This window comes from Bacillus sp. 522_BSPC (genome assembly GCF_001076885.1).
GTDB classification, from domain to species: Bacteria; Bacillota; Bacilli; order Bacillales; family Cytobacillaceae; genus Niallia; species Niallia hominis.
The window spans coordinates 13,579-38,627 of the sequence record NZ_JVDT01000161.1 but is presented as its reverse complement, the minus strand read 5'-3'; the positions used below and the strand labels follow the sequence as shown (position 1 = coordinate 38,627).

The following is a 25,049-nucleotide window of genomic DNA, read 5'->3' as shown; positions in this document are numbered from 1 at the left end:
ACAAGGGTTTTCGAGACTAAGAATATCCATCGCACAACTGGCAGAATGTTTCCCAATCTCGAAAACCCTTTATTTATCATTACTTTGAATAGCGCTATTTCTCCACCCTAGACATCAAGGCAACACACTCCACGTGCGCCGTATGCGGAAACATATCCACTGGCTGCAAATACTCCACCTTATACTCTTTAGACAAATAATCAATATCCTTCGCCAAAGTAGATGGGTTACAAGAAACATACACAAACTTCTTCGGTTTAACCTTTTTAATCGCATCTAATAACTTACGATCACAGCCTGTTCTCGGCGGATCGACTACAACCACATCAGGACGCCACCCTTCTTCTACCCACTTCGGCAGCCAGTGTTCTGCTGTTCCTGTTACATAGGTTGCGTTTTCGATACCGTGTTTATCTGCATTTTTTTGTGCATCTGTAATCGCAGCTTCGATCGTATCCATCCCTCGGACTTCGCTTGCGCCATCTGCTAGCCATAAGCCTATTGTTCCAACTCCGCAATACGCATCGGCAATCTTTTCTTTCCCTGTTAAAGCAGCTGCTTTTTTGACTTCATCATACAGCTTTACTGTTTGCATAGGATTCAATTGGAAGAACGCTCTTGCAGACAGCTCGAAGTTTAAATCTCCTAGTGTTTCTTGGATAACCTCTTCCCCACTTAAGTGAATTGTTTTTTCTCCAAAAATAAGGGAAGTTTTGTTGCCGTTTATGTTTTGGACTAATGATTTCACTTCTGGTAATCTTTTTTTGATTTCGGCCATCACTAGTTTTTTTCTTGGCATTTCTTTTTGCGTTGTAATCAGTACAACTTGAACCTCTCCAGATTCAAAGCCAGCACGCGTAACAATCGTACGAACGATTCCCTTTTGCTTGCGTTCGTCATAGATTGAAATTTGGAATTCTTCTAAGATTTTGCGAACTTCTTCTGATACTTTGTTCGTTAACGGATGTTGTACCATGCAATTCTGAATTGGAATTAGACGATGGGAATCAAGTCCGTATAGACCTGCAATGATTGCGCCATTTTTTTGCTGTCCCACTTGGAATTGGCTCTTATTGCGATAGTTCCATGGATCTTCCATTCCGATGGTTGGGCGAATATCTAATTTATCGATTTTCAGCTTTGTATGACGTTCTAATGATTGGATAACGATATCCCTTTTTTCCTGTAGCTGCTGGTCATAGGCTAAATGCTGAAGCTGGCATCCACCGCATTGCTCGTAAATGGGACATGGTGCCTGTACGCGAAAGGGGGAAGATTTTCTTATCTTCTTTACCTTTCCTTCCGAAAACTTAGGCTGAACCTTTGTTGCCTCCACTACTACTTCTTCTCCTGGAAGAGCACCTGGCACAAATACAACCTGTCTTTTAAAATAGCCGACTCCTTCGCCATTTATGCCTAATCGCTTGATTGTTAATGGAAAGGTTTGTCCTACCTTCAACTTTGCCATCGTGTTTTGCTGTTTATCTTTCATCTATAATAACTCCTATTATCTTCTATTAAAAATTTACTATTATCTTTCTTCATTCTGTCTTCTTCATATACTAATGCTTCTGCGATAAAATATCCAGTTTCTATTATGAGTAGATGTTGAAATAAATTCCCATCTAATAGAAAAAATACATTCCTTAGGTAAATAGCACTGCAAATAATTACATGATTTAGCACTGAGTTAATAGTAGGTTAATAATACTTTTGTAGACTAGGGTAGTACGAAAAATTACTTTGTTGAGGTGATTCTTTTGAATTTTAAAAAGTTAACATTTGGAATGATGACCGCTTTACTTTTCACAGGAATGTTAGTTGGCTGTTCTGACCAAAATGATGATCAAACAGAAGATAGGGAAACTGAAACACCAGCAGAGAATGAAACAGAAGAATAAGTAAAGAAATATAAAAAACGCAAAGAAGCTGATTTACCATTCCAGTTTCTTTGCGTTTTCTATTTGGATATTAATTGACTTGATAAATAGAAACGATAGAATACTCAGCAGAATAACACACAAATTCAATCTTCATCTGAACTTGTTTTTTGTTTCATGGCAAAATAGTCTTTTAGCATCACCTGATTTTCCGCTATATCTGCAAGTGTGTATTGGTCCAATACTTTGAAAAATTGTTCTAATGCATTGTTCAGGACATGTTTTAACGAACATACCGGCGTAATCACACATGCATTTTTATCCTCAAAGCATTCAACCAAATAAAAATTCTCTTCCGTTTTGCGAATAAGTTCTCCTATATTGATGTCAGCTGGATCCTTTGCTAAGCGAAAGCCACCGCTTCTGCCTCTAATTGTTTCGATATATCCTAGTTTTCCGAGATTGAAAATAATCTTCATTAAGTGATTTTTTGATATCTGATAAACTTCGGATATTTCTTTTATATTTGTAAGTTTGGACGTTTCTTGTGTTGCCAAATAGATTAATACTCTCAAAGAGTAATCAGAATAATTAGTTAACCGCATAACTCTATCTCCTTTTGTTATTTTTACGGTTTTGATAGTGAAAATGTGAACATTTTGTTAAACATGTTAAAAACAGTGAAAAAGATGTATTTAAAATCTTGCTTTTATGTTGACAGACTTTTATCATAAAAGATGTATTTAAAATATTACTTTAAAAGAAGGTTATAAAAATGCTATCACAAAAAACAATGGAGATTATTAAATCTACTGTACCAGTATTACAAGTCCATGGTACACAAATAACTACTGTTTTCTACAAAAATATGTTTTCGGCTCATCCTGAACTTCTGAATATTTTCAACCATGCTAATCAAGCAAAGGGACGTCAACAAACCGCTCTCGCTAATACCGTATTAGCAGCAGCACAAAATATTGATCGACTCGAGACCATTATACCAGTTGTCAAACAAATCGCCCACAAACACCGCAGTTTAATGATTAAAGCAGAGCATTATCCAATTGTTGGTGAATTTCTATTAAAAGCAATCAAGGAAGTTCTAGGGGATGCTGCTACTGATGAGATTATCCAAGCTTGGGCTGATGCATATGGTGCAATTGCACAAGTATTTATTGATATTGAAAAACAAATGTATGAAGAAAGTGCTACTAAAAGTGGTGGTTGGTCTGATTATAAGGAATTTAAAATTATCAAAAAGGTAAAAGAAAGTGATGTGATTACTTCCTTTTACCTAGCTCCAGCAGACGGAAGCTCTTTACCAGCCTATGAAGCAGGTCAATATATTACAATCCGTTTATCAATTCCTGGAGAGAAATTCTTATTTAATCGCCAATATAGCTTATCAAGTGCAAGTAATAAAGAATATTTCCGAATCTCTGTCAAAAAAGAAGCGTCAGTAGAAAATCCGGATGGAAAAGTATCTAATTATCTACATAGTGATATAAATGTAGATGATACGTTAGAAGTTACTGTACCTGCTGGCGATTTTACGCTAATAAAAGAAGAAAGCCCTATTGTTTTTATCAGTGGTGGTGTTGGTATTACACCATTTATGAGTATGGTAGCAACAATTGCCGAAGAGCAGCCAAATAGAAAGGTAAACTTTATCCATTCTGCAAGAAACGGCGCTATCCAAGCATTTAATGAGGAGTTAATCAGTATAAAAGATAGAATCACTAACTTCCAGCTTTCTTATATTTACGAAAATCCAACAGAGAAGGATAAATTAAATCCTTTCTTTAAGAAGGCTGGCTACATTGACTCAGAATGGCTAAAAGAAAGTGCAATCGTTGCAGAAGGGGATTACTATGTTTGTGGACCAGTTCCATTTTTACAGACAGTAGTAAAAGGCTTGAAAGACAATGGTATCGATGATGCGCATATTCATTATGAATTCTTTGGACCATCATTAAAATTATAAGCTAGTTCATATAAAAGCGAATGTGTTTTAATTAAAAACGCAAAAAAGGAAAGCCGAGTTTTTTTCACAACTAGCTTTCCTTTTCTATTAATGAATATCCCGTTTTTTAAAGTTTCCGCCCTTTACTTCTGAAACATCGTAAATAGCGACAAACGCTTTAGGATCTAATTCATGTATTATTTCCTTCATTTTTCTTTCTTCCATGCGGCTGACTACACAGGTGATTTCTTTAAATTGTTCGTTAGAATATCCGCCTTCCGCAAGCGTATAGGTAGCACTACGTCCTAAGCGATCACGAATCGTTTCTACCATTATTTCCGGCTCTTCTGTAATAATTTTAAATGTCTTTGATCCACTTAAACCTTCTTCTACAATATGGATTACTTTAGAGGCAATGAAGTATGCGATAGCGGATAAAATAGCTCCTTGGAGGCCAAATACCGTAGACACGAAAATAAAAACAAACATATTTAAAAATAAGATTAAATCACTTGTTCCAAATGGTAATTTTCTTGAAAGCAATACAGCTAACATATCAATTCCATCTAATGCCCCACCGTTACGTAAGGCTAAACCCATTCCAAAACCGATGATAATCCCACCAACAACCGTTATCAGAAGGGTATCTCCTTCAATTATTGTTGGAACATGATGCATTAAACTTGTACTGACAGCTAAAGATAGTATGCCGATAACGGAATATACAGCAAAACTTTTCCCTATCTGTTTATATCCTAAAAATATAAAGGGAATATTTAATATTCCAATTAAAATCCCGAGGGGAAATCCAGTTAACTGAGAACCAACGATACTTAAACCTGTAACTCCTCCATCAGAGACTGCATTTGGAATAAGGACTGCTTCTAGTCCATACCCTGTGATAATTCCACCAATTATCACTAATAGTGCTCGTGAAGCCATAAGAAGCTTCTTTTGTTTTTTCTGTGTTTTCTTCTGCAATTTACTTTCCTCGTTTCAAACTATTTAAATAATCAGCTTATTTAGCTTATATTTTACCATAATTACTATTATTAAACGACTAAAGGAAATTCACTCCCTATTCAATACTTCTCCACAAATAAAGGGAAGCATAGCTTAAATATGGATGCCATTTTGGAAGCATTGCCTCCATTTCCTCTTTTGTTGGTTTTTGTTCTAATTTTAAGAGTTTCTTGATGGCATTTTGAATACCGATATCTGCTAGGGGAAAAAGATTATTTCTCCCTAAACCAAATAGCAATACATTCTGAATTGTCCATTGACCAATACCCCGATAACGTAGGAGTTCTGCCATAATTTCTTCATCCGACTTTTCATATAGGCTGTCTATATGTAAATTACCTTTCTGAATTTCTTTTGATAGATCTATAATATACTCTGCTTTTCTCGTACTAAATGAAAGGGCTCGCAATTCTTCCACGGTCAATCTTGCTACCGTTTCAGGCAATGGATAAAACCAAACACCATTTTTTTCAATCCCAAAAGTAGTAACAAATCTTTGTGTTAAAGTAAATGCGAATTTAAGGTTCAGCTGTTGATGAATGATACATTTCACAAGACTATTATATGGGTGAAAATCCAACACAATTGGCGTGCCATAATGCTCTTCAAAAATTTGCTTTAAATTTGTTTTTTGAAAATGTTCATGAATGGCTTGCAAGGATACATCCCATCTGAAAATTCTACAGATTTCTCTCTTAATGAGCTCATGTATGGATGTGTCCACCTCATCAAGCTCTACCAGAAAGGTTGGGTTATCCGTTGTTCCAGTTGCTTGTACTTTCACTACAATCGGTTTTTTATGTATACGAATTGGTACTTTGACCCATCTTTCTTCCTTGTTCAGGACATGCAATGGGTCCAATGCTAGCCGACTTAATACCAAATCAAAATTATATGGTCCTGGAATGTTAATTGTATGCAAATAGCATCACCTGTTCTCATTTTACTTTTATTATAGCATAATTAGAGGTGTACAAATCCATTGAAAAGCCCAAATGGAGGGGAGCTCTATTCGGGCGGGGAAACACTATTTAATGGAATATTCCTTCATCCATTTCTCTTTTCATTGTTAAATCATCTAAGCTTTTAAACGTATAGCCTCTTTTTTTCAAGTCCTTAATTGCTTGTTCCAATGCATCTGCATTATCTTTCGAGACAGTATGAAGCAATAAAATACAGCCCGGATGAACTTGTTTCATAATATTATCATAGCTATATTGCCAGCCTTTTTGCTGATCTGTCTTCCAATCCACAAAAGCAAGGGACCAGAATACTTGCGTGTAGCCAAGTTCTTTCGCAAGCTTTAATGTTCTCTCACTAAAAATCCCACGGGGAGGTCGTAAATAGGTCATCCCTTTTTTCCCTGTTAGTGCCTCTGTCTCTGTTACCACTGATTCAAGCTCCTGTTTTAGCTTTTCATCACTTACTTGTGTAAAATCTGGGTGATGGTAAGAATGGTTGCCAATAATATGTCCTTCTGCTGCCATTCTTTTTACAAGATCAGGAGCACTTTTCAAATAATGACCTGTTACAAAAAAGGTTGCTGGCACTTTTTCCTTTTTTAATATATCTAGTATCTTACCTGTATAACCATTTTCATAACCATTATCAAAGGTTAAGTAAAGTACCTTCTTTTCGCTTGTATCTTTATAGTAAGCACCATATTTTTCAAGTAATTCATCTAATTCTTTTCCCGCTTCTGCCGGCTGCTCATTTACCCCTTTTTTAAATCCCCAGCTTAGCGGTTTATTGGATACATTCGCTAAAACAGGAAGTGACATGAAACAAAGAGCAGAAAAGAAAATAAACGTTTTGATGGCCAATTTCAATGAAATTCCTCCTTTGCCTTACATTCCTTTTGTTATTTTCTGTAGGCTGGAGGAATTCATTCTTGGTAATAAAAAACAACGAAATGGTAGAGAAAAAACAGCTAATATACAGCCGTTTTTCTCAAAATTTATTTATATACACGCTCTTTAAATTGTGCTAATTTTTCTAAGGAAGACATTTCAATATCTTTATGCAGTGAATTGCCATGGGCATCCATAGTAACTACGGCTTTAAATCCTTCTACCTTTAAATGCCACATTGCTTCTGGTATGCCAAATTGCATAAGATCTACCCCTTCTACTGACTTGATGCAATCTGCATAGTATTGAGCCGCTCCTCCAATGGCATTTAAATAGACGCCGCCATGTTCTTCTAACGCCTTTAATGTTTTTGCCCCCATACCGCCTTTTCCGATAACGGCTCGTATGCCAAATTTTTTCATGATGTCCCCTTGATAAGGCTCTTCTCGAATACTCGTTGTCGGTCCAGCTGCTTTAACCTGCCAATTTCCATCCTTATCTTTTAGCATTACTGGTCCACAATGGTATATAATTTGCCCATTTAAATCAATTGGCGCATCATTTGTACTTAAATACTTATGAATAGCATCTCTGCCTGTATACATCATGCCCGTAATTTCAACTACGTCTCCAACTTTCAATTGACGGATAGCCTCTTCACTGATTGGTGCCTGGAGTGTAATAACTTCCTCTGTAGCAGCTGCTTCATCCTGCTCATCAGCTTCTGCCTTAAAGTTAATTTTATCCCCTTCTTGGTATTGCCATTCCTTGATTTCACCTGTATCAGGACTTACAGAAATCGCTAATCTGCGGAATGCCCAGCAATTATAAGCAACAGATACAAAGAAACTTGCAGGAATCCGGTTCATCACACCAATTTTACAGCCTAAAAGTGTTGTTTCCCCGCCAAATCCCATTGTACCTATCCCTAATTTATTGGCATTTTCCATTATATAGTCTTCAAGTTCTGCTAATTCTGGAATATCGTTTGTATCATCTACTGAGCGAAAAAGCTGTTCCTTCGCTAAATCATAGCCAGCAGAGCGGTCTCCACCAATTCCCACACCAATGAAACCAGCACTGCATCCTTGCCCTTGTGCCTGATAAATAGAATGTAGAATACATTTACGGATTCCGTCTAAATCGCGTCCAGCTCTACCTAAACCTTCTAATTCACTAGGAAGACTGTATTGAATATTTTTATTTTCACAGCCGCCACCTTTTAAAATTAAACGAATATCGATATAATCCTTTTCCCATTGTTCAAACTTAATGACAGGTGTACCTGCCCCTAAATTATTTCCACTGTTCTCCCCTGTAAGAGAATCAACAGAATTCGGTCTAAGCTTACCATTTTTTGTGGCAAGCTCCATGCTTTCGTATATAGCTGCTTTTATTTCCAGCTGATTGACATCAATTGGTGTCTTAATTTTAAAAGTTGGCAACCCTGTATCTTGGCATATAGGTGAGACTTCCTTATCTGCCATACCAATATTTTGCGTAATTGTTGCTAAGCTCATCGCAGAACGTGTTCCAGCATTTTCTGACGCTGTAGCTTTTGCAATCGCCCGTCGCACATCTTTTGGAAGATTGGTCGATGTTTCTACAATTAAATCGTAAATGCTCTTCTTCAGATTTTCAAAATACATGCTTCTCCCCCTCATTTGAAAAGCGCAAGGAATCCTTGCAAATTTTATTATTGCATTCAAATAACTCCCTATAAAAAATTATACTCTTCTCTCCTGCAATAGAGAAGTAATTTGCAATCGTTTACATAAATATTCCAAAAATCTCTATTAAAAATGCTTGGATGAATTTTTCATCCAAGCAGCTCTTTATTACATATCTCTATGCCTAAATTCATTACATTTCGATTCAATTTCGTCTATCATTTCAATTAAACGATCAATATCTTCTAATTCTGCTTCTTCTGGATCAATCGCATCTAGTACATCCATAAACATATTTAATCTTGTCTTTAAAAAAGTAACTTGCTCATTTTTATCAGTAATAGAACTACCCAATGTATTCTCTCCTTTCAAAACTACCTAATAATCGTATCGAATTTTCTCCCATTCGGCAACCTTTCCTTATTATAGCTTTACACATGTGTTATCTTTCTACACCGTTATTCCATTGTTTTACTAGTTGCTGCAATTAAACTAACGACTAAAAGGAGCATCTAGCAAAACAATCTAGATGCTCCTTTCCCTATATGCGCTATTTGATGTTGCTTATGAAAGTACTGTGTCTGTTTTCATCACTTCTTTATCTGCTGTAGCAGGAAGCTGTGGCTTTTCTTCTAAATCGGATGATTCAATAATTTGATCTTTTGTCGTGATGATTTTCTTTGTAATGCGTTTATACTGGTTCATTGTTTGAAAATAAAGCTGTTTGAAATCATCTGAAATCTCTTTTAAATCCTTTGATCGTTCTTTTAAGGTAGATTGAATCTGCTTGTACAATCCTTGGGTCTCTGTCGCAATATCCTTCATTGCATCAGCAGAAATACTCATTCTTTCCTTACAATTGCTCTTGAACTCATCAGGATTTTCTTTATAGCTTTGAACAAAACGAGTGCCTGTGTCCTTAAGATGTTCTACCCTCTGCATTGTTCTTCTTCTTGTGGCTGGATCTATCAGAGAAACCGTGACACCAATGACACTTCCAATTACTAAGCCTGTTACTATTTTATTTCCTTGCTTTGTTGCATTAGACATATCATTCATCTCCCTTCTTCTCATTATTCGTTTCTTTTCCCCTACAAGCAGCATTTAAAACAAGGATGTTTCTAAAAAATTGTTGTTTTTTTAATAGTAGGAAAAATAAAGAAGCCGGAATACACGTAGACTCTAGTGGAATCAACACGAACCCCACGGAAAGTGAATCTACTCCGGCTGAGGGCGATAGGAGCAAACTTTACGAAAAAAGGGCCTAAAACAAAAACATTTGACAGATAGGATTTTTCCTTTAATAATGACAAGGGGCCAGATGGCAAGATAATGATAAAAATCGCATTCTATACCTTAATTGCACATAGATATAGTTTAACTATTTTTTTAAAGGAGCTTAAAATGATTACAGAAAAAAATATAATTACTCCAAGCATTGACCCTTGGGAAGCTTATATGGATATGGAGCAGCATGGAAAATTAACTTTATCCAATATTGAATTCACCACAACCACCTTATGTAATATGCGCTGTGAACATTGCGCTGTTGGTTATACGCTTCAGCCCAAAGATCCGAATGCCTTGCCAATTGATTTATTGCTGAAAAAACTGGATGAAATTCCTCATTTGCGTTCCCTTAGTATTACAGGCGGAGAACCAATGATGAGTAGAAAATCTGTGGAAAATTATGTCGTGCCGCTTTTTAAATATGCACACAGTCGTGGCGTAAAGACACAGTTGAATTCCAATCTAACACTAGGACTTGATCGTTATGAACCTGTAATTCCTTACTTAGATGTATTGCATATCTCCCACAACTGGGGAACAGAAGAGGAATTTGCAGAACGCGGATTTGCCATGATGGCACGCAAGCCAACGTATGAGCAAAGAGGTAAACTATTTAACAACATTATTACAAACAGTAGAGCATTAGTAGAAGCAGGCGTCGTTGTTTCGGCAGAGACGATGCTTAATAAACGTACCCTCCCATATTTAGAGCATATCCACCGACAAATTGTCGAAGAAATGAAATGTCAAAGGCACGAGATTCACCCAATGTACCCATCAGATTTTGCTTCTGCTCTAGAAACTTTGTCATTAAATGAAATTAGAGACAGCATCAACCATCTTTTAGATATTCGTGATGAAAATGTGTGGATGCTATTTGGTACACTTCCATTTTATCCTTGTAACAAGAAGGAAGAAGACTTACAGCTCTTAAATCGCCTCTATTCCAGTAAAAATGTAACGGTCCGCAATGATCCAGACGGTCGTTCTCGCTTAAATGTCAATATTTTTACCGGCGACGTTATTGTGACAGACTTCGGCGATACGCCAGCACTTGGAAATATCCAACAAGATAATTTAGAGGATATTTTTCAAAAATGGCTGTCTACTGATTTAGCCAGCTCATTAAATTGCCATTGCCCTGCTGTCAAATGCCTCGGTCCAAACGTACTTGTAAAAAATAGCTATTATCAAGATGTTGATTTTACTACGAGAAAAGCATTAATTAGTAGATAAAGGAAATCAGTGCTCATTTTTGAAAGAATGGGCACTTTTTTAATTAGTTTTGAGTATGTAACAGCTTTTTGAAAACTACTCTCTGCTCTTCCTGTTGCTTTTTTGGCGTTCTTCCTCCATCAAAACTACTTCCCCCCCACCATTCATTCCAAAATCTCCCCCCCCATAAAAAAAGACTGACAACCAATAGTCAGCCTTTTCTTTCCCTATTTATTTCGGTCTTTCGCTCGCCAAAAATCCAAAGGAAACATGATCCTGTACTGGAATCCATGCACCAATTCCTTGAGAAGTTACATTCTTAACGACTATTGATTTCTTGCTTCCTTTAAGCATGATATAAACTTCTCCATATGTCACTTTCCCTTTTTCATTGACAGCAGGAGCATATCCATATAAATATCCCAGTCTTTTAGGAGGAATATTATAAACTTGATCCTTCTTAGTCCCTGTACCAATTACTGTTTCAAAAGCAAGAGATAATCCTGAATTCTGTGTTGCTTTCACAAGCATCATTTTCTTTACTTGCTCCGCATTAGGCACCTTGGCAGTTAATCCACCTCTTATTGTTTTCTGTGATTCTTGTACATAATGGATTTGATATGGGGACTTGCCACCACGGTTATCGTAAAAATTAGTATTTATTTTTTGATACTCCCAATTCGGTGCTGTCTCTGTTGATTCATAGTTAAGGGGCCATTGTCCTAAATATACAATCGCTTTATAGCCGAGAGCAAATGGCGTACTATTCACCGTGGACTCATTCAGCATCCGGATTAAATCTGGATTGTCGATTTTCACCTTAGAAGAATTAATAAGTTTTTGCGTTAATTCACTAGGCTGTAGCTTAGGCACATCCTGAGTCGGATTAGGATACGTATTTTCCTTTGTTATATTCATAACAGAATTGGGTATGGTAATAATTTTGGATTTCGATAGACTTTCCTCTTTTTCTTTCTCTTTTGCTTTTTCCGCATAAGTTAACATTGGAAGCATTAAGAAAAAAGATAAAAGCACAATCATAATTTTCTTATACATAGCAAGTGAACTCCCTTCAAATAATCATCCATAACTATGATTATTTTTTTCGGAGTTCGCCTAGATTATCCATTATTACATTATTTTTTTTCTAACTTCTATTTCACTACAAATTTCCCTGTTAATTTTGAGCAATAATGATGGAAAAATTGGATGGAAGGACCGAGTCCAAAAGCAATAATGAGGGTACCAAGTCCAATTGGGCCATTTACTAAAAAGGCTAACAATAACGCAAGTATTTCTCCAATTAACTTGGCTGTCATAAGATTTACGCCAAATCTTTCTTGAATAGTAACCATAAAATGATCGATTGGATTTAATGGAAATTCCGATTGTAAATAGAGAGCTATGCCTAAACCAATAATAATTAATCCTGTAATAAGTAAAAGTAATTGGCTCGCAAATATAAAATAATGAAGCTGATTGACGAGATGTGCCATCCAGAAATCAACAAAAAAACCTAAAATAAATACCGTTGCAAGTGATAATAAATTGGGCTTTTTGCGTAAAAGAAAAGCATTAACGAATATAAGGACGATTCCTACAATAACAATCCAGCTTCCTATAGTAAGTCCCACTAGATGAGATAGTCCTACATTGAGTGCATCCCAAGGACCTGCTCCTAGGTTTGCCTTAATAGTCAACGTAGCCCCAAATGCTAATATAAAAAGCCCACCAACATAGATAGTGCTTCGAAAAAACCATGACATTCCCCTTTTTACTCCTTCCTCATACATGCTTTTATCGTTACTTTCATACATATGCATAAGAAATAAGAAACTTGTCCAAAATTCGCAAAATAAAATAATCAGAATATTTACATTTCTTTATTTTCACGGTATAATAAAGGCATCAAATAAAAGGAGGGTAGCTATTAGGATCGCTTGTATTTTAGTAAAGGAGGAAAATAAAAACCTTTGAATATTCATCAATCAGAATTTTATTCAACAATAAAAGGAAAAGAGGTTGGTGATCCGATGGAAGCGACATGATAGATTCCCTATACATCATTTAAATCTACAAATACTTAAAAAAGACTAATATGTATAAATAAGAGGTGAAATTTACACAAGAAAGCCTAGCTGCTGTAAAGAAAGCGGCTAGGCCTCGTTATTTCTCCTACTTTAAAGCAAATAAAATCCTATTCCCATAATCGCATAAGCAGCTAATAATGTTGCTCCCTCAAACCAGTTCGTTTCTCCGTCATTCGAAATACTCACCATTAATAACACCGCTGTTACCATACTAATAAGTTCTGGCAGGGTAAATACTAGTGACATTCCGCTCGGGAAAAATAAAGAGATCAGCACTAATAATGGAGCAACAAACATGGCAATTTGCAGCGTCGATCCTATTGCGATTTCCACAGCAATATCCATTTTGTTCTTATAAGCCATTACAACCGCTGAAGCATGTTCTGCTGCATTTCCAACGATAGCAACAATGATAATTCCGATAAATAACTCTGACCATCCAAAGGACTCTGCTACTACTTCAAAGGTATGTACTAAGTTTTCTGACACATAAGCAACAGCAAGTGTTGCGATTGCTAAAATGGTGATGCTTTTTTTCACAGACCATTCTGGAGTTTCCTCATGACCATGCTCCGTTTCACCATTCTTTTCAACTTGATAAACTCCACGATGGGTTACAAGTTTAAAGAATAATGCACCTAAATATAATAAAATCAAAATAATAGCTATTCCAATACTCAAAGAAAGTGTTTTTCCTTCATTCATATTCATCGTAAATACTTCTGGAATAACAAATGCAACGATTACCGCAAAAATTAATAGACCAGAATTGTGACGAGCGTCAAAAACGTTAAATTGCTGTCTCTTATACTTTAATCCCCCGATAAAGAAGGACAAGCCTGCTACAAGCAATAAATTCCCTAAAACGGATCCAGTTAAGGATGCCAACACTACTTCTGTTAAACCTTCACGTAATGCAAATATAGCAATGATTAATTCTACTGCATTACCAAAGGTTGCATTTAATAATCCGCCAATTCGAGGACCAGCAACAATCGCTAAGCTTTCTGTCGCTCTTCCCATAAAACTAGATAAAGCAATAATTGTAAGACAGTAAATAACAAACATAACAATGCTTGACCAATGGAGTAACGTACCAATAATCGATAATGGAACCCCAATAAAAGCTGCAATCGTAAATATTTTATTAACCATTTTTTCGCTTCCTTTCTTCTATCACTTTCATATAATTTCCCATCTAACTGGTGGCTAAACTTATTATACAGCTACTTTGCCCAAATATAACCAATTCTCTTGAAAATGTTTCTTCCTTTCTTTTCGCAATTACCTTTCTTATTCCCCAAAAAAAATCTATTGCAATCCTGTTCAATCCCATTTAACATCTTTTAGGGAGACTAAATATTAACAACAGGTAAATCATGGGGAGAATAATATGAACAGTAAAAAATTTGCAGTACTAATTAGCATTGTCAGTATTTCTGGATTTAGTCAAGGAATGCTGCTTCCATTAATAGCAGTCATTTTTGAAAATGATGGTCTTTCTTCTAGTTTAAATGGCTTAAATGCAGTGGGACTCTATATAGGGATTCTTCTGATTTCTCCGTTTATGGAATATCCATTGCGTAAATATGGCTATAAACCTGTAATTGTTTTCGGCGGCTTGATTGTCATCCTTTCATTAGCCCTTTTTCCACTATGGAAGACCTTTTGGTTTTGGTTCCTCCTTCGTTTATGTATCGGAATTGGTGACCACGCCCTTCATTTCGCTACACAAACTTGGATAACGACAGCATCACCTATAGAAAAACGGGGACGAAATATTTCTCTATATGGGGTTTTCTTTGGTATAGGATTCGCAGTGGGACCATTATTAACACCTTTAATCAAAATTAATGAATCCCTTCCTTTCATTCTTTCATCCATTATGTGCTTTATCGCATGGATCTTTATTTTATGGATTAAAAATGATTTTCCAGAGCAAACGGTAGAAACTAATTCCTTTATCGATACGATGAAACGCTTTTCCAGTGCTCTGAAGTATGCCTGGATTGCCTTTCTTCCACCGCTTGCCTATGGATTTTTGGAATCAAGCTTAAATTCAAGTTTTCCAGTGTATGGTTTGAGAATCGAATTGACAGTTGTCCAAATTTCGTTTTTACTTACTGCCTTTTCCATCGGTGCAATAGTCTTTCAGCTTCCTTTAGGAATGATTAGCGATAAGTTCGGTAGAAGACAGACACTTATAACCATTTTATTTATCGGCACTGTCTGCTTTTCTTTTGCCAGCATCCTGGAGACTTATTTAATCGGTTTAATTATCTGTCTTTTCCTTGCTGGAATGGCAGTCGGCTCTACCTTTTCTTTAGGAATTAGCTATATGACTGACTTAGTTCCATCCAATCTACTGCCTACTGGAAATCTTCTATGCGGTATGGCCTTTAGTGTCGGTAGTTTAATTGGCCCTTATTTAGGAGGAGTATTTATTCAATATTTCCAGCATATTAGCTATTTTGTAGTGATAGCTACCATCTTATTAGCTGTTTGCTTGGTGATTTTTATCTTTGGAAAAAAAGAAAGAAAAAACCATCGTTTGGCAGAAGCAAAATGATGTTCAGCACATACGATATATGGTAGGATAAAGACATACAACTAAATATCAAAGAATTATTTCTATTTGTTTTTTCTGCTGTCACCTTTTTAGGTGGCAGCTTTCGTGTTTTTTAAGGGTATTGAACTTGATTCTCTCTCTCAATAAGAGATAAAGAAATCAAAAATATTTAGTTATTTAAAGGAGGAAATGAAAATGTCCACAGAAACTGAATTAAAATCCTTCGTACAATCAACTTTAGAAGTGAAGCCATCTTTATTTGCAAAGCTAGCTCCCCATCTCGAACTTATTGCTGCTGGGACAAGTGGAATTTTTATTTTGATAGGATGGATCTTAAACCACTTGGATTATTCGCATCTATCTATCGCTTTATACTTGCTCGCTTTTGTGATTGGTGGTTATGCCAAAGCAAAGGAAGGTATCGAAGAGACAATTGCAAATAAAGAATTAAATGTGGAAATGTTGATGATCTTTGCAGCGATTGGCTCATGTCTTATCGGCTATTGGGCAGAAGGAGCCATACTAATCTTTATCTTTGCTGTAAGCGGTGCGTTAGAGACATATACAATGAATAAAAGCAACAAGGAAATATCTGCGCTCATGAATTTACAGCCTGAGGAAGCAGTAAAAATACATCCTGATGGTCGCGAAGAAATAGTTCCTGTTTCCTCTCTTACCGTCTCAGACACTATTTTAATTAAACCAGGTGAAAGAATCCCGGTTGATGGTAAAATTGCGAAAGGAACAACTGCCATAGATGAAGCAGCCATTACAGGCGAATCGATTCCGTTAACAAAGGAAATAAATGATGAGGTGTTTGCAGGTACGGTAAATTTAAGTGGATCTATTACTGTGATACTTACAAAACATGCAGATGAAACACTATTCCAAAAGATTATTACATTAATTCAATCTGCTCAAAGTGAAAAGTCGCCTTCTCAAGCATTTATCGAAAAATTTGAAGGCGCCTATGTCAAAATAGTGTTGTCAATTGTTGTCCTACTTACGTTCCTTCCTCATTTTTTTCTAGGTTGGTCTTGGAATGAAACGTTCTACCGAGCAATGATTTTCTTAGTTGTAGCATCACCTTGTGCATTAGTGGCAAGCATTATGCCAGCTACCCTTGCTGCGATATCAAACGGAGCAAGAGCAGGAATCCTTTTTAAAGGTGGGGTTCATCTAGAAAATCTTGGCCATGTAAGAGCAATCGCTTTTGATAAAACAGGAACGTTAACAAAAGGGATGCCTGTCGTAACAAATGTGATTGTTCATGACGAATATTCAGAAAAAGAAATTATCCAATTAACAGCTAGCATTGAAAGCCATTCGAACCACCCTTTAGCAAAAGCAATTGTTCGATACGCTGAGCAGAAATATAAAGAACCTTTAAAACAGCCTGAAAGCATTCAGGATAATTCCGGCTGGGGTGTTACTGCAAAAATGGATAATGCAGAATGGCGAATAGGGAAAGCTGCTTTTGTAGGAGAAAAAGAAGCAAAAAATTTCCAGAATGAAATATTTAATCAGTTATCAGAAGAAGGAAAAACCGCTGTATTTGTCCAGCGAAATGACGAAATAATAGCGTTGATTGCCTTAAAGGATATAGTCCGAAAAGAGTCGAAAAAAGCAATTGAACACTTAAAGCAAAACGGTATTTATACTGTTATGATTACAGGAGATAGCGAAAAAACGGCCAAAGCCATTTCCAACGAAAGCAATGTTAATGAATATATTGCTGAATGCCTACCAGAAAAGAAGGTAACTTCCATTAAAGAGTTGAAAGAGAAATATGGTATCGTTGCAATGGTAGGAGATGGAATTAATGATGCGCCAGCGCTTGCAACAGCAAATGTAGGGATTGCGATGGGAGAAGGAACAGATGTTGCCTTAGAGACCGCAGATGTCGTATTAATGAAAAATGATTTACCACGTATTGCAGAAGCGATTCATCTATCCAAACGAATGAATCGAATTATTAAACAGAATATTATCTTCTCTATCTCTGTTATCATGCTTCTTATCGTTTCGAACTTCTTACAAGTCGTTGCCCTTCCTTTTGGAGTGATTGGACATGAAGGAAGTACAATCTTGGTTATTTTGAATAGCTTGCGGTTGTTAAAAAGTTAATACAAACAGCTCTAAAGAGACGAATTTCAATATGGATTCGATGGAGCAAAATTCATCAGAACGATACCCTTAAGGCTCTTCTTATAATACTTTAAAGAAAAGTTCCGCCTGTTAATCTAAAAGAACTCCCATCATAGTGAATACTATAATGGGAGTTCTTTTAGTTAGTGATAGCCGTTTTGCCCGTTGGCAGATCCAGATGTTTTATGCTTCGGCTTGCTTTTTCCTTTTTGTTTAGTACCGCCATCTTTTTTTGTATGCTTTGTCATTCTAAGTTCCCCCTTATTTAATGTTTTCCCCTCTAATAGTTTGTTCCGATTGCCTCCTTTTATAAAGGTAAAAAACGGATACCATTAACAAGGCTCTTTCTTTCTCTCGGTGAAGTAGGCATTAATTTCGCCACCTAATATAATGATGATTCCTGTTATATAAAACCAAATCATTAGAACAATAATCGTTCCAATACTTCCATATGTCGCCGAATAATTACTAAAGTTACCTACATAATAGGAAAACGCTAAAGAAGCAAGAACCCAACCAATCGCTGCGAAAATGGCTCCGGGAATAGCAGAAATACATCTAAGTCTCTTATTGGGAGCAACCCAATAAAGAGCAAGAAACACAATAAATAAAATGATTGGAGAAGCAAGAAACCTTAATGTGTTCCACATCGATAAGAATTCTTCTGTTAAGTCAAATTGGGAAAATAAAAACATCCCTATTTGTTCTCCAAACACAGGTAACAGTAAAGCTACTACCACTACTGCAATCATCCCAAGCGTCAATAAAATAGACATTCCCCTTGCAACAATAAAAGATCTAGTTTCTTCGACATCATAGGCTTTATTTAGTGCCTTTACGATAGCATTTAATCCATTAGAAGCAGACCATATTGTTGCAATAATACCGAATGATAAAAGACTAACATTTCTACTCAACACTTGATCGATATTTGTTTCAATCGTATCCATGATATCTCCAGGTGCAAAACCATCGACTACTCCTAATAAGTCTTCCTTTGATATCGGTAGATAGGGTAGGAGCGTCATAACAAAAATAAGTAACGGAAAAATAGATAAGAGAAAATAATAGGATAACTGTGCTGCAAGATCAAATACACTATCTTGTTGGATTTTCTTGATGAGAACCTTTATAAATGGAATGACCTCTCCCATACAAAATCACCGTCCTAACAGTTCTTTTATGTATGTCTATTGCCCTTTACAGCCCTATTAAAACATATGGCACTGATAAAAAAAGGCATCTATTAAGGAGAAAAGGAAGAAAAACTGGGCAAACATACAGGCCTAAATGATAGATTGAAATAGCGATTTCCCTATCATTTAGGCACATCTAAACCTTTTCCCTCGAGTATTACTCCCCTTATATTTTAGTAACAAATGCAAGGAGGAGAACAATTCTCTAAAATATTATCTTCTTTCTGATCCTGTCTCAGGTATATAGTTAATGCTAGAAACAAGCTTTCTTTCCTGATTTCTCGTGTCACCATTGAAAAATGCTTCCTTCGTATCGTGAATGATGCCTGCTACTACTGGTGTTATCCCTTTTAATTCTTCCAATTGCTTCTTTACAAAAACTGCATCATCCGAAATTTTCACAGCTGTTCTTTTTATTTTTTCCGCAGTACTATTAAGGCTAGTTGTCATATGCTCATAATCCGTTACCACATCTTTTGCATGCTGCATATTCGTAACGGCATTTTGCCTTGTATGCTTGTCCAATAGACTTATGGCTGTTCCAATAAGGCTCCCGATAAAAAGTCCTTTTGATATACTCATTTTCATCCACTAGTTCCACCCTTCTTTTTTTAATCAATGAAGGATGGAATTGATTTGATTACAAGCCATACTTATTTTTTATATCTTGTAACAAACCTTCACAGCCATCCTTCACTAACGCAAAAACTTCTTCAAAATTGCCCGTATAATACGGATCTGGTACTTCTTTTCCCACAGCATGGTGCGTATAATCCATTAATAGTCGAACCTTTGTATAATCTAACATTTCATTTAGCTTTCTAATGTTTGCAATATTACTGTTATCCATTGCAATTAGATAATCATAATCTTCTAAATCCTTTTCCTCTAATTGACGAGCAAATATGCCCGTATCCTTAATTTTATTTACTTTTAAGATATCTCTTGTTCCATGATGAGGCGGATTTCCAATATGCCATCCGCCTGTTCCAGCTGAATCGCAAACAATCTTTTCTTGTAATCCTTCTTTTTCCACTAAATCACGAAATACAGCCTCAGCCATTGGGGAGCGACAAATATTTCCTAAGCAAATAAATAAAACACGTACTTTCATTTTTATTTTCCTCCATTTTTGTATTTACATACTTGATTACTTTTAAAGTAATTATAACCAATCTATTTTGGCGATTAATACTCTATATTGACATTTCTATGTTTGCATGAAAAGATGAATAGAACAACTTTATTGTCCAAGAAAGGGGAAAGGTATGAATTTAGATAATAAAACGACAGAAAACGTAAATTTCATGATTGAAAAAATAAAAGAAAAGCTAAAGGTTTTAAACATCGGCGCCATTAAATCCACTCATTTTGATGAAGATCTTTATGATGAAATTAAAGAAATTTATGAACATGTCATGAAAAGAGATTCTTTTAGTCCAAATGAAATGCAGGCAATTGCTGAAGAATTAGGAAACTTGCGTAAGCAATAATTTACCTATAAAGAAAACAATAATCAGTGGACACATCTCACTGATTATTGTTTTTAGCCAGTTCATTTTAACTCACAAGAGATTAACAATTGTTTTTTGCCTTCTCATATGTAGCTTTTACAGATCAAGCATCTTGATCTGTAAGTATCACAGGTCCTTCTTTTGTAATGGCAATCGTATGTTCATATTGTGCAGAGTGCTTGCCATCCATCGTCCTTGCTGTCCAGCCATTGTTATCCATTTTCATTTTATAATCACCAATATTGACCATAGGTTCGATTGTGAATACCATGCCTTCTTTTATACGTGGCCCTTTTCCCGCTAACCCGAAATGAGGAACTTCTGGTTTTTCATGAATTACTTTTCCAATGCCATGGCCGATAAAGTCTCGTACAACAGAAAGTCCTTGTTCCTCTACATACTGTTGAATTGCGAATCCAATATCTCCGATTCGATTTCCTGGTTTTGCTTGTTCAATCCCTATATACAATGCCTTTTTTGTTACATCCATTAATTTCTGTAGCTCTGCTGATACTTCTCCAACCGCATATGTCCATGCGGAATCGGCCAATGCTCCATTATAATTAACAACCATGTCAATTGTTACAATATCCCCTTTTTTCAGTGGTTCTTTCCTTGGAAAGCCATGACAAATCTCGTCATTTATACTTGCACAAGTTGCATATGCGTAATCACGATACCCTTTTTGCTCAGGCGTTGCCCCTTTTTCCGCTAAATATTCTTCTACCTTTTGATCAATTTCAAAAGTAGTAATTCCTGGTCTTACAAGCTTAGCAATCATTTTATGACAACCAACCAGAATCTCGCCTGCCTTCTTCATTTGTTCTATTTCTCGTTTCGATTTTAAAACAATCATTTTCAATCCTTCTTTCTATCTAAAGTTACCGCTAAGGATTAAAAGTTAGGGTTTTATCTATTTCCCCTAATATATCCTCTTCCTATTTGCGGTTTTATTAAGCATGCTACTTATAAGTGAGAATGTAATTTACTGCAAAGGAGACAAAAGTACAATGGTTCTCCTTAAGGTTAACACAAAAAAAGAGCCTATACCTACTCCAACTCATGATAAAAGATTATATTCTCCCTATCATGAAAAGGTGTACGTATAGACCCTGCCTATCTTACTTTCCTTATTTATTTAAAAGCTTTAGAGACTCTCTAGTAAATGCTGGTATATCCTCTGGCGTTCTACTTGTCACTAATTGATCGCCACACACGACTACTTCTTCATCCTTAAAGGTTGCACCTGCATACTCCATGTCCACTTTAATGGATTTATAGCCAGTAGCATTTCTACCCTCTAACGTTTTTGCTGTAATAAGCAATTGTGGGCCATGACAGATTGCAAAGACTGGTTTCTTTGCATCCATAAACGCTTTAGTAAAGGCCACTACTTGATCATCTGCCCGAAGCTGATCAGGAGAAAAGCCACCTGGGATAAATAAAGCATCGAATTCATCTGGAGTCACATCTGCAATCCCCTTATCAATTTTTACCGTCGCTTCTTTTTGTTTTCCTTCTACTGTTTTACCAGCTTCCAATTCAATTGTTACTACTTCATGTCCAGCTTCCTTATATGCCTTAGCTGGTTCTGTGTACTCAGAATCCTCAAACATATCAGTAATTAAAGTAGCAATTTTCTTACTCATATATAGCATCTCCTTTTCTTATTTTCTATAAGTAACATTCCCCATAGATAGAAAATAAAACATGCTATCGTTATTTTTATGCTTCATTTCTCCTTGCAAAATCAACAAAGCGAAACTTATCTGGTCGATGTCGGGACTCTGTAAATTGAAATAAAGTGGCATTTTCAAAATAGATATAGTTCTTTACAACAACAATGGAATGAAATCCTTCTAAATCAAGCAAATTATAGTCCTCTTCTGTCGGTTCTTCTACTGTAAATTCTTTTTTAGCAAAACTAATTTTTAAGTTCAATTCCTTCTCTATATAATCAAAAATAGAGCTTCTACATATTTCTTCCGTTAATCCTGGCACATACTTCTGAACGATATAATCTTTATCTAGAATAATCCGTTCCTGATTAATTTCTCTAACTCGAAAAACTTCCCATATCGAATCTTCTTTCTTAAGCTGCATCTCTTTTTGTAAAAGAGAGGATGGCTGTGTATTCAAAAAGCGCTCAATAATCGTTACAGAGGATTGTCCCATTTTATCGGCTAACTCCTTAAAGCTAACCAATCCCGAAATGGGAAATTGTAACTTTTCTAAATCAAGAACTAAGGAACCCTTCCCTCTGAGCTTTTGGATATATCCTTTTTGAGATAATATATTTAAAGCCTTACGAATGGTTTCTCTAGATGTATTGTATTGCTCTGCTAATTCATTTTCAGATGGTAAAATAGTATCTGGCGGGTACTTCCCATTTCTTATCGCAGCTTCAAGCTCCTCAAATATCATATAATATTTATTCAACACGCAATTCACCAACATTTTCAAATTATTCGTTACCATTCTACTCTTTTTCAGACAAATTGTCTAAAAAGGATTGAAAAACAAATAAAAAAATGTTTCATTTTATGTAGGAAAGGGTAAATACTACAAGATATATTTCAATATTTTGAACAAATAATGAAATTAACCTTTCTATTTAAGCATAGTGGATAGAACAATTCGTTCTTTATATGGAACTTTTCATCTATAAATGCTATGATAAATATACATACCCTTAAGAGTGAAAGTGAGTGAGCGTATGATTGGGGATCGCGTAAAGCAGCTACGTTTAGAGAAAAGAATGTCCTTATCGGAATTAGCAGAACAAGCAGGAGTCGCAAAATCATATTTAAGTTCCTTAGAAAGAAATTTACAATCCAATCCATCGATTCAATTTTTAGAAAAAATTGCAGCTGTTTTCAATATACCAGTTGATCATTTGATAAATGACCATCAAAACAAGGATGACTTAGATTCAGAATGGTTAAAAATTGTAAAAGAGGCTATGGATTCTGGTGTATCGAAAAAAGAATTTCGTGAGTTTTTGGAATTTAATAGATGGAGACTGGAACAAAAAAAATAATTCCATGCCTAAAAGGGTATACAGACATGCAGATTCGAAAGAGGTTTTTCTACATTGAATTTCTCATAATTAGCTCATTATACTAATTGTGAGAAATTCAACGTAGACATTTTTTTGCCTTTAACATTATAAATCTACTTCTATACAAATGATCATTTAGGATTTTCCTGAATTAAGTAATCCTTCTCACTTCGCAGAAATTCTCTTACTTCTTGCAAATTCATTCCAATATTTTTGGCTTCATTAATTAATTGAATCCATTCTGAATCCAATTCTTCGGTAAAAAGTTGACTATTAATCACTTAATTCTTCCTCCCCAAAAATACATTTGTATTTTGGCAGTCCGGCCATCATTGTTTAAAACATTAGATCCGTGACTTTGCGTCCCAAACTTTCGTATTGGTTTGCCCTTAACATCATAATGGTTTCACTTGTCCTTTACTGTTTTATCATTATAGCGTTTTTTACATTTAAAAGATGCAGTAATTTGTCATAAAATTAGGACAAATTACTAAAAGATTTCTTGCTGTTTCTACAAAAAATGTTATCTTCCTCGAATTTTATCGAAATAATCAAGACAAACGCATTTTACATTTTATTTAGCCTGCATTACTAGTTATTGTGACTTTCTATCATAGTATTGTGTTGTATAGCTTTTTATCACTTTTTTAAACGAATAATTAATATGAATTTGTTCATATGTAATCGCGTCAAAAAAAGGATATTCCGTTAAATCATTTTGGCATATAGGACAAATCCATTTTCCTAGTTCACTACTACTAAATGATGGTCTAAAGCATTTATCACAATTTTTCCTATACATTTTTCACCCTCTTTTATTCATTTAGCTTTATAAAGGGAAACTTTCATCACTGGAGTTTTGCTATCAATCCCTACTGAAGGTTAGTGGAACGTGCGGTTTTTAGGGACCGTTATAACGAACTCCTTACGTCATTGTTGTTGTCGTATAATCGATTAGTTCTATAAATATCTAAACCGTTCTTATTAAAGAACTTTTTTATTAGTATAGTGCAAATCTATCATTTTCAAAAATTCCAAAAACAGCCATTATTTCTTTTTAACGAACAAAAATCGTTCGTTTTCTTGAAATATCTCCCGTTTCCTAGCTTTTTTGTATTTTTTATTGAACGATACGTTCGTTATAATGAAATTGTACTTCTATATGTAGTAAGGAGAATATTCATGTTGGTTGGAATAAAGATAAAGAAGCTAAGATTAAAAAGAGGTTATTCTATCAATGAACTTTCCGATAGATCCGGTGTCTCTAAATCCTACTTAAGTTATATTGAAAGGGGCATTCAAAAAAACCCCTCCCTTCAAGTGCTGACGAAACTCGCTCACACCCTTGATACTAATGTAGAAGAACTACTAGACAATAACAATACTGTTATAGACGGAATAGATGAAGACTGGATGAGTTTAGTAGAAGAAGCTATAGAGGACGGGGTTACCAAAGAAGATTTTGCCGGTATTCTTGAATACGTTAAGTTCAAAAAAAGACAAAAAGACTAGTAACGCGAAATACTCAATCAAATTAGCGCAGGTACCACATGGAATGAGCTTCGGCTTTATAGAAGAAG

The 25,049-nt window shown here is 35.6% G+C and carries 27 protein-coding genes and 1 riboswitch; of the genes, 8 read left to right on the top strand and 19 right to left on the bottom strand.

What is annotated here, in order from left to right:
* Positions 1-94: 94 nt before the first annotated feature.
* Positions 95-1,492 carry a 23S rRNA (uracil(1939)-C(5))-methyltransferase RlmD gene (gene rlmD / locus ADJ83_RS13515; protein ID WP_048717971.1) on the bottom strand — a complete coding sequence of 466 codons (1,398 nt, stop codon included), beginning with the start codon at positions 1,490-1,492 and terminating at the stop codon, positions 95-97.
* Between the two features lie 268 nt (positions 1,493-1,760).
* Here rlmD and ADJ83_RS25630 point away from each other — a divergent pair, with 268 nt between their 5' ends.
* The gene (locus ADJ83_RS25630; RefSeq protein WP_155986746.1) at positions 1,761-1,901 is read left to right on the top strand and encodes a hypothetical protein; all 141 of its coding nucleotides are present in this window, start codon (positions 1,761-1,763) and stop codon (positions 1,899-1,901) included.
* A 125-nt stretch (positions 1,902-2,026) separates the two neighbouring features.
* Here ADJ83_RS25630 and ADJ83_RS13510 read toward each other — a convergent pair whose 3' ends face one another.
* Positions 2,027-2,485, bottom strand: a complete 459-nt coding sequence (locus ADJ83_RS13510) for an RrF2 family transcriptional regulator (RefSeq protein ID WP_031537450.1) — start codon at positions 2,483-2,485, stop codon at positions 2,027-2,029.
* A 170-nt stretch (positions 2,486-2,655) separates the two neighbouring features.
* Here ADJ83_RS13510 and hmpA point away from each other — a divergent pair, with 170 nt between their 5' ends.
* Positions 2,656-3,864: an NO-inducible flavohemoprotein gene (gene hmpA / locus ADJ83_RS13505; protein ID WP_031537449.1), complete on the top strand. Its 1,209-nt coding sequence runs from the start codon at positions 2,656-2,658 to the stop codon at positions 3,862-3,864.
* 87 nt (positions 3,865-3,951) lie between these two features.
* Here the strand turns inward: hmpA and ADJ83_RS13500 are convergent, their stop codons facing one another.
* The 6 genes from ADJ83_RS13500 to ADJ83_RS13475 all read right to left on the bottom strand — a co-directional run bounded on the left by ADJ83_RS13500 (position 3,952) and on the right by ADJ83_RS13475 (position 9,436).
* Positions 3,952-4,785, bottom strand: coding sequence for a YitT family protein (locus ADJ83_RS13500; protein ID WP_048718026.1), 834 nt, complete (start codon positions 4,783-4,785; stop codon positions 3,952-3,954).
* A gap of 136 nt (positions 4,786-4,921) precedes the next feature.
* Entirely contained in the window at positions 4,922-5,788 is an 867-nt protein-coding gene (locus tag ADJ83_RS13495; protein WP_031537446.1) for a DNA-3-methyladenine glycosylase family protein, read from the bottom strand.
* 109 nt (positions 5,789-5,897) lie between these two features.
* Complete coding sequence (gene pdaA / locus ADJ83_RS13490; RefSeq protein WP_081836630.1) at positions 5,898-6,647, bottom strand: delta-lactam-biosynthetic de-N-acetylase; 750 nt, start codon at positions 6,645-6,647, stop codon at positions 5,898-5,900.
* 176 nt (positions 6,648-6,823) lie between these two features.
* Entirely contained in the window at positions 6,824-8,365 is a 1,542-nt protein-coding gene (locus tag ADJ83_RS13485; RefSeq protein ID WP_048717969.1) for a fumarate hydratase, read from the bottom strand.
* Between the two features lie 189 nt (positions 8,366-8,554).
* Complete coding sequence (locus ADJ83_RS13480) at positions 8,555-8,740, bottom strand: SE1561 family protein (protein ID WP_048717967.1); 186 nt, start codon at positions 8,738-8,740, stop codon at positions 8,555-8,557.
* Positions 8,741-8,950: 210 nt separating this feature from the next.
* Positions 8,951-9,436 (bottom strand): YtxH domain-containing protein, encoded by a 486-nt coding sequence (locus tag ADJ83_RS13475; RefSeq protein WP_048717965.1) that lies wholly within the window; start codon positions 9,434-9,436, stop codon positions 8,951-8,953.
* A gap of 354 nt (positions 9,437-9,790) precedes the next feature.
* Here ADJ83_RS13475 and yfkAB point away from each other — a divergent pair, with 354 nt between their 5' ends.
* Positions 9,791-10,912: a radical SAM/CxCxxxxC motif protein YfkAB gene (gene yfkAB / locus ADJ83_RS13470; RefSeq protein WP_048718025.1), complete on the top strand. Its 1,122-nt coding sequence runs from the start codon at positions 9,791-9,793 to the stop codon at positions 10,910-10,912.
* A gap of 210 nt (positions 10,913-11,122) precedes the next feature.
* Here the strand turns inward: yfkAB and ADJ83_RS13465 are convergent, their stop codons facing one another.
* The 3 genes from ADJ83_RS13465 to cax all read right to left on the bottom strand — a co-directional run bounded on the left by ADJ83_RS13465 (position 11,123) and on the right by cax (position 14,136).
* On the bottom strand, positions 11,123-11,947 hold the full coding sequence (locus tag ADJ83_RS13465) for a YfkD famly protein (RefSeq protein ID WP_048717963.1): 825 nt from the start codon (positions 11,945-11,947) through the stop codon (positions 11,123-11,125).
* 98 nt (positions 11,948-12,045) lie between these two features.
* The gene (locus ADJ83_RS13460) at positions 12,046-12,657 is read right to left on the bottom strand and encodes a YczE/YyaS/YitT family protein (RefSeq protein ID WP_048717961.1); all 612 of its coding nucleotides are present in this window, start codon (positions 12,655-12,657) and stop codon (positions 12,046-12,048) included.
* A 414-nt stretch (positions 12,658-13,071) separates the two neighbouring features.
* Positions 13,072-14,136 carry a calcium/proton exchanger gene (gene cax, locus ADJ83_RS13455; protein WP_048717959.1) on the bottom strand — a complete coding sequence of 355 codons (1,065 nt, stop codon included), beginning with the start codon at positions 14,134-14,136 and terminating at the stop codon, positions 13,072-13,074.
* A 238-nt stretch (positions 14,137-14,374) separates the two neighbouring features.
* On the opposite strand from cax, the gene ADJ83_RS13450 reads away from it, so the two are divergent.
* A complete protein-coding gene (locus ADJ83_RS13450; protein ID WP_048717958.1) occupies positions 14,375-15,550 on the top strand; it encodes an MFS transporter in 1,176 nt (391 codons plus the stop codon).
* Positions 15,551-15,745: 195 nt separating this feature from the next.
* Positions 15,746-17,677, top strand: a complete 1,932-nt coding sequence (locus ADJ83_RS13445; protein WP_048717956.1) for a heavy metal translocating P-type ATPase — start codon at positions 15,746-15,748, stop codon at positions 17,675-17,677.
* Positions 17,678-18,030: 353 nt separating this feature from the next.
* Here the strand turns inward: ADJ83_RS13445 and ADJ83_RS13440 are convergent, their stop codons facing one another.
* The 3 genes from ADJ83_RS13440 to ADJ83_RS13430 all read right to left on the bottom strand — a co-directional run bounded on the left by ADJ83_RS13440 (position 18,031) and on the right by ADJ83_RS13430 (position 20,008).
* Positions 18,031-18,852, bottom strand: coding sequence for a YihY/virulence factor BrkB family protein (locus ADJ83_RS13440; protein ID WP_031537430.1), 822 nt, complete (start codon positions 18,850-18,852; stop codon positions 18,031-18,033).
* A 255-nt stretch (positions 18,853-19,107) separates the two neighbouring features.
* Positions 19,108-19,482 (bottom strand): YtxH domain-containing protein, encoded by a 375-nt coding sequence (locus ADJ83_RS13435; protein ID WP_031537428.1) that lies wholly within the window; start codon positions 19,480-19,482, stop codon positions 19,108-19,110.
* 52 nt (positions 19,483-19,534) lie between these two features.
* Entirely contained in the window at positions 19,535-20,008 is a 474-nt protein-coding gene (locus ADJ83_RS13430; RefSeq protein WP_031537427.1) for a low molecular weight protein-tyrosine-phosphatase, read from the bottom strand.
* 154 nt (positions 20,009-20,162) lie between these two features.
* Between ADJ83_RS13430 and ADJ83_RS13425 the strand changes: the two genes are divergently transcribed.
* Positions 20,163-20,387, top strand: coding sequence for a DUF1128 domain-containing protein (locus ADJ83_RS13425; RefSeq protein ID WP_031537426.1), 225 nt, complete (start codon positions 20,163-20,165; stop codon positions 20,385-20,387).
* Positions 20,388-20,511: 124 nt separating this feature from the next.
* Here the strand turns inward: ADJ83_RS13425 and map are convergent, their stop codons facing one another.
* From map to treR, 3 genes are all read right to left on the bottom strand, one after another.
* Positions 20,512-21,264 carry a type I methionyl aminopeptidase gene (gene map / locus ADJ83_RS13420; protein ID WP_048717953.1) on the bottom strand — a complete coding sequence of 251 codons (753 nt, stop codon included), beginning with the start codon at positions 21,262-21,264 and terminating at the stop codon, positions 20,512-20,514.
* Positions 21,265-21,538: 274 nt separating this feature from the next.
* The gene (locus ADJ83_RS13415; RefSeq protein WP_048717951.1) at positions 21,539-22,057 is read right to left on the bottom strand and encodes a type 1 glutamine amidotransferase domain-containing protein; all 519 of its coding nucleotides are present in this window, start codon (positions 22,055-22,057) and stop codon (positions 21,539-21,541) included.
* Positions 22,058-22,133: 76 nt separating this feature from the next.
* Complete coding sequence (treR, locus tag ADJ83_RS13410) at positions 22,134-22,850, bottom strand: trehalose operon repressor (RefSeq protein ID WP_235248711.1); 717 nt, start codon at positions 22,848-22,850, stop codon at positions 22,134-22,136.
* Between the two features lie 274 nt (positions 22,851-23,124).
* Here treR and ADJ83_RS13405 point away from each other — a divergent pair, with 274 nt between their 5' ends.
* Positions 23,125-23,448, top strand: a complete 324-nt coding sequence (locus ADJ83_RS13405; protein ID WP_031537421.1) for a helix-turn-helix domain-containing protein — start codon at positions 23,125-23,127, stop codon at positions 23,446-23,448.
* Between the two features lie 152 nt (positions 23,449-23,600).
* Here the strand turns inward: ADJ83_RS13405 and ADJ83_RS24930 are convergent, their stop codons facing one another.
* Together ADJ83_RS24930 and ADJ83_RS13400 are read right to left on the bottom strand one after the other, a co-directional pair.
* Positions 23,601-23,750 (bottom strand): anti-repressor SinI family protein, encoded by a 150-nt coding sequence (locus ADJ83_RS24930; RefSeq protein WP_082138297.1) that lies wholly within the window; start codon positions 23,748-23,750, stop codon positions 23,601-23,603.
* A gap of 32 nt (positions 23,751-23,782) precedes the next feature.
* A riboswitch (cyclic di-GMP riboswitch) is annotated at positions 23,783-23,867 on the bottom strand.
* A gap of 197 nt (positions 23,868-24,064) precedes the next feature.
* On the bottom strand, positions 24,065-24,271 hold the full coding sequence (locus ADJ83_RS13400) for a hypothetical protein (protein ID WP_048717946.1): 207 nt from the start codon (positions 24,269-24,271) through the stop codon (positions 24,065-24,067).
* A 380-nt stretch (positions 24,272-24,651) separates the two neighbouring features.
* On the opposite strand from ADJ83_RS13400, the gene ADJ83_RS13395 reads away from it, so the two are divergent.
* Positions 24,652-24,981: a helix-turn-helix domain-containing protein gene (locus ADJ83_RS13395; protein WP_081836628.1), complete on the top strand. Its 330-nt coding sequence runs from the start codon at positions 24,652-24,654 to the stop codon at positions 24,979-24,981.
* Positions 24,982-25,049: the final 68 nt, after the last annotated feature.

Coding starts and splice junctions, on each gene's coding strand:
- ADJ83_RS13415 (WP_048717951.1), bottom strand. CDS start 22,057: ATGAGTAAGAAAATTGCTACTTTAATTACTGATATGTTTGAGGATTCT.
- ADJ83_RS13475 (WP_048717965.1), bottom strand. CDS start 9,436: ATGTCTAATGCAACAAAGCAAGGAAATAAAATAGTAACAGGCTTAGTA.
- ADJ83_RS13435 (WP_031537428.1), bottom strand. CDS start 19,482: ATGAAAATGAGTATATCAAAAGGACTTTTTATCGGGAGCCTTATTGGA.
- ADJ83_RS13425 (WP_031537426.1), top strand. CDS start 20,163: ATGAATTTAGATAATAAAACGACAGAAAACGTAAATTTCATGATTGAA.
- rlmD (WP_048717971.1), bottom strand. CDS start 1,492: ATGAAAGATAAACAGCAAAACACGATGGCAAAGTTGAAGGTAGGACAA.
- ADJ83_RS13510 (WP_031537450.1), bottom strand. CDS start 2,485: ATGCGGTTAACTAATTATTCTGATTACTCTTTGAGAGTATTAATCTAT.
- cax (WP_048717959.1), bottom strand. CDS start 14,136: ATGGTTAATAAAATATTTACGATTGCAGCTTTTATTGGGGTTCCATTA.
- hmpA (WP_031537449.1), top strand. CDS start 2,656: ATGCTATCACAAAAAACAATGGAGATTATTAAATCTACTGTACCAGTA.
- ADJ83_RS13400 (WP_048717946.1), bottom strand. CDS start 24,271: ATGTATAGGAAAAATTGTGATAAATGCTTTAGACCATCATTTAGTAGT.
- ADJ83_RS13395 (WP_081836628.1), top strand. CDS start 24,652: ATGTTGGTTGGAATAAAGATAAAGAAGCTAAGATTAAAAAGAGGTTAT.
- pdaA (WP_081836630.1), bottom strand. CDS start 6,647: ATGTCACTTCCTGTTTTAGCGAATGTATCCAATAAACCGCTAAGCTGG.
- ADJ83_RS13465 (WP_048717963.1), bottom strand. CDS start 11,947: ATGTATAAGAAAATTATGATTGTGCTTTTATCTTTTTTCTTAATGCTT.
- map (WP_048717953.1), bottom strand. CDS start 21,264: ATGATTGTTTTAAAATCGAAACGAGAAATAGAACAAATGAAGAAGGCA.
- ADJ83_RS13405 (WP_031537421.1), top strand. CDS start 23,125: ATGATTGGGGATCGCGTAAAGCAGCTACGTTTAGAGAAAAGAATGTCC.
- ADJ83_RS13500 (WP_048718026.1), bottom strand. CDS start 4,785: ATGGCTTCACGAGCACTATTAGTGATAATTGGTGGAATTATCACAGGG.
- ADJ83_RS13440 (WP_031537430.1), bottom strand. CDS start 18,852: ATGGGAGAGGTCATTCCATTTATAAAGGTTCTCATCAAGAAAATCCAA.
- ADJ83_RS13445 (WP_048717956.1), top strand. CDS start 15,746: ATGTCCACAGAAACTGAATTAAAATCCTTCGTACAATCAACTTTAGAA.
- ADJ83_RS13430 (WP_031537427.1), bottom strand. CDS start 20,008: ATGAAAGTACGTGTTTTATTTATTTGCTTAGGAAATATTTGTCGCTCC.
- ADJ83_RS13450 (WP_048717958.1), top strand. CDS start 14,375: ATGAACAGTAAAAAATTTGCAGTACTAATTAGCATTGTCAGTATTTCT.
- ADJ83_RS13460 (WP_048717961.1), bottom strand. CDS start 12,657: ATGTCATGGTTTTTTCGAAGCACTATCTATGTTGGTGGGCTTTTTATA.
- yfkAB (WP_048718025.1), top strand. CDS start 9,791: ATGATTACAGAAAAAAATATAATTACTCCAAGCATTGACCCTTGGGAA.
- ADJ83_RS13485 (WP_048717969.1), bottom strand. CDS start 8,365: ATGTATTTTGAAAATCTGAAGAAGAGCATTTACGATTTAATTGTAGAA.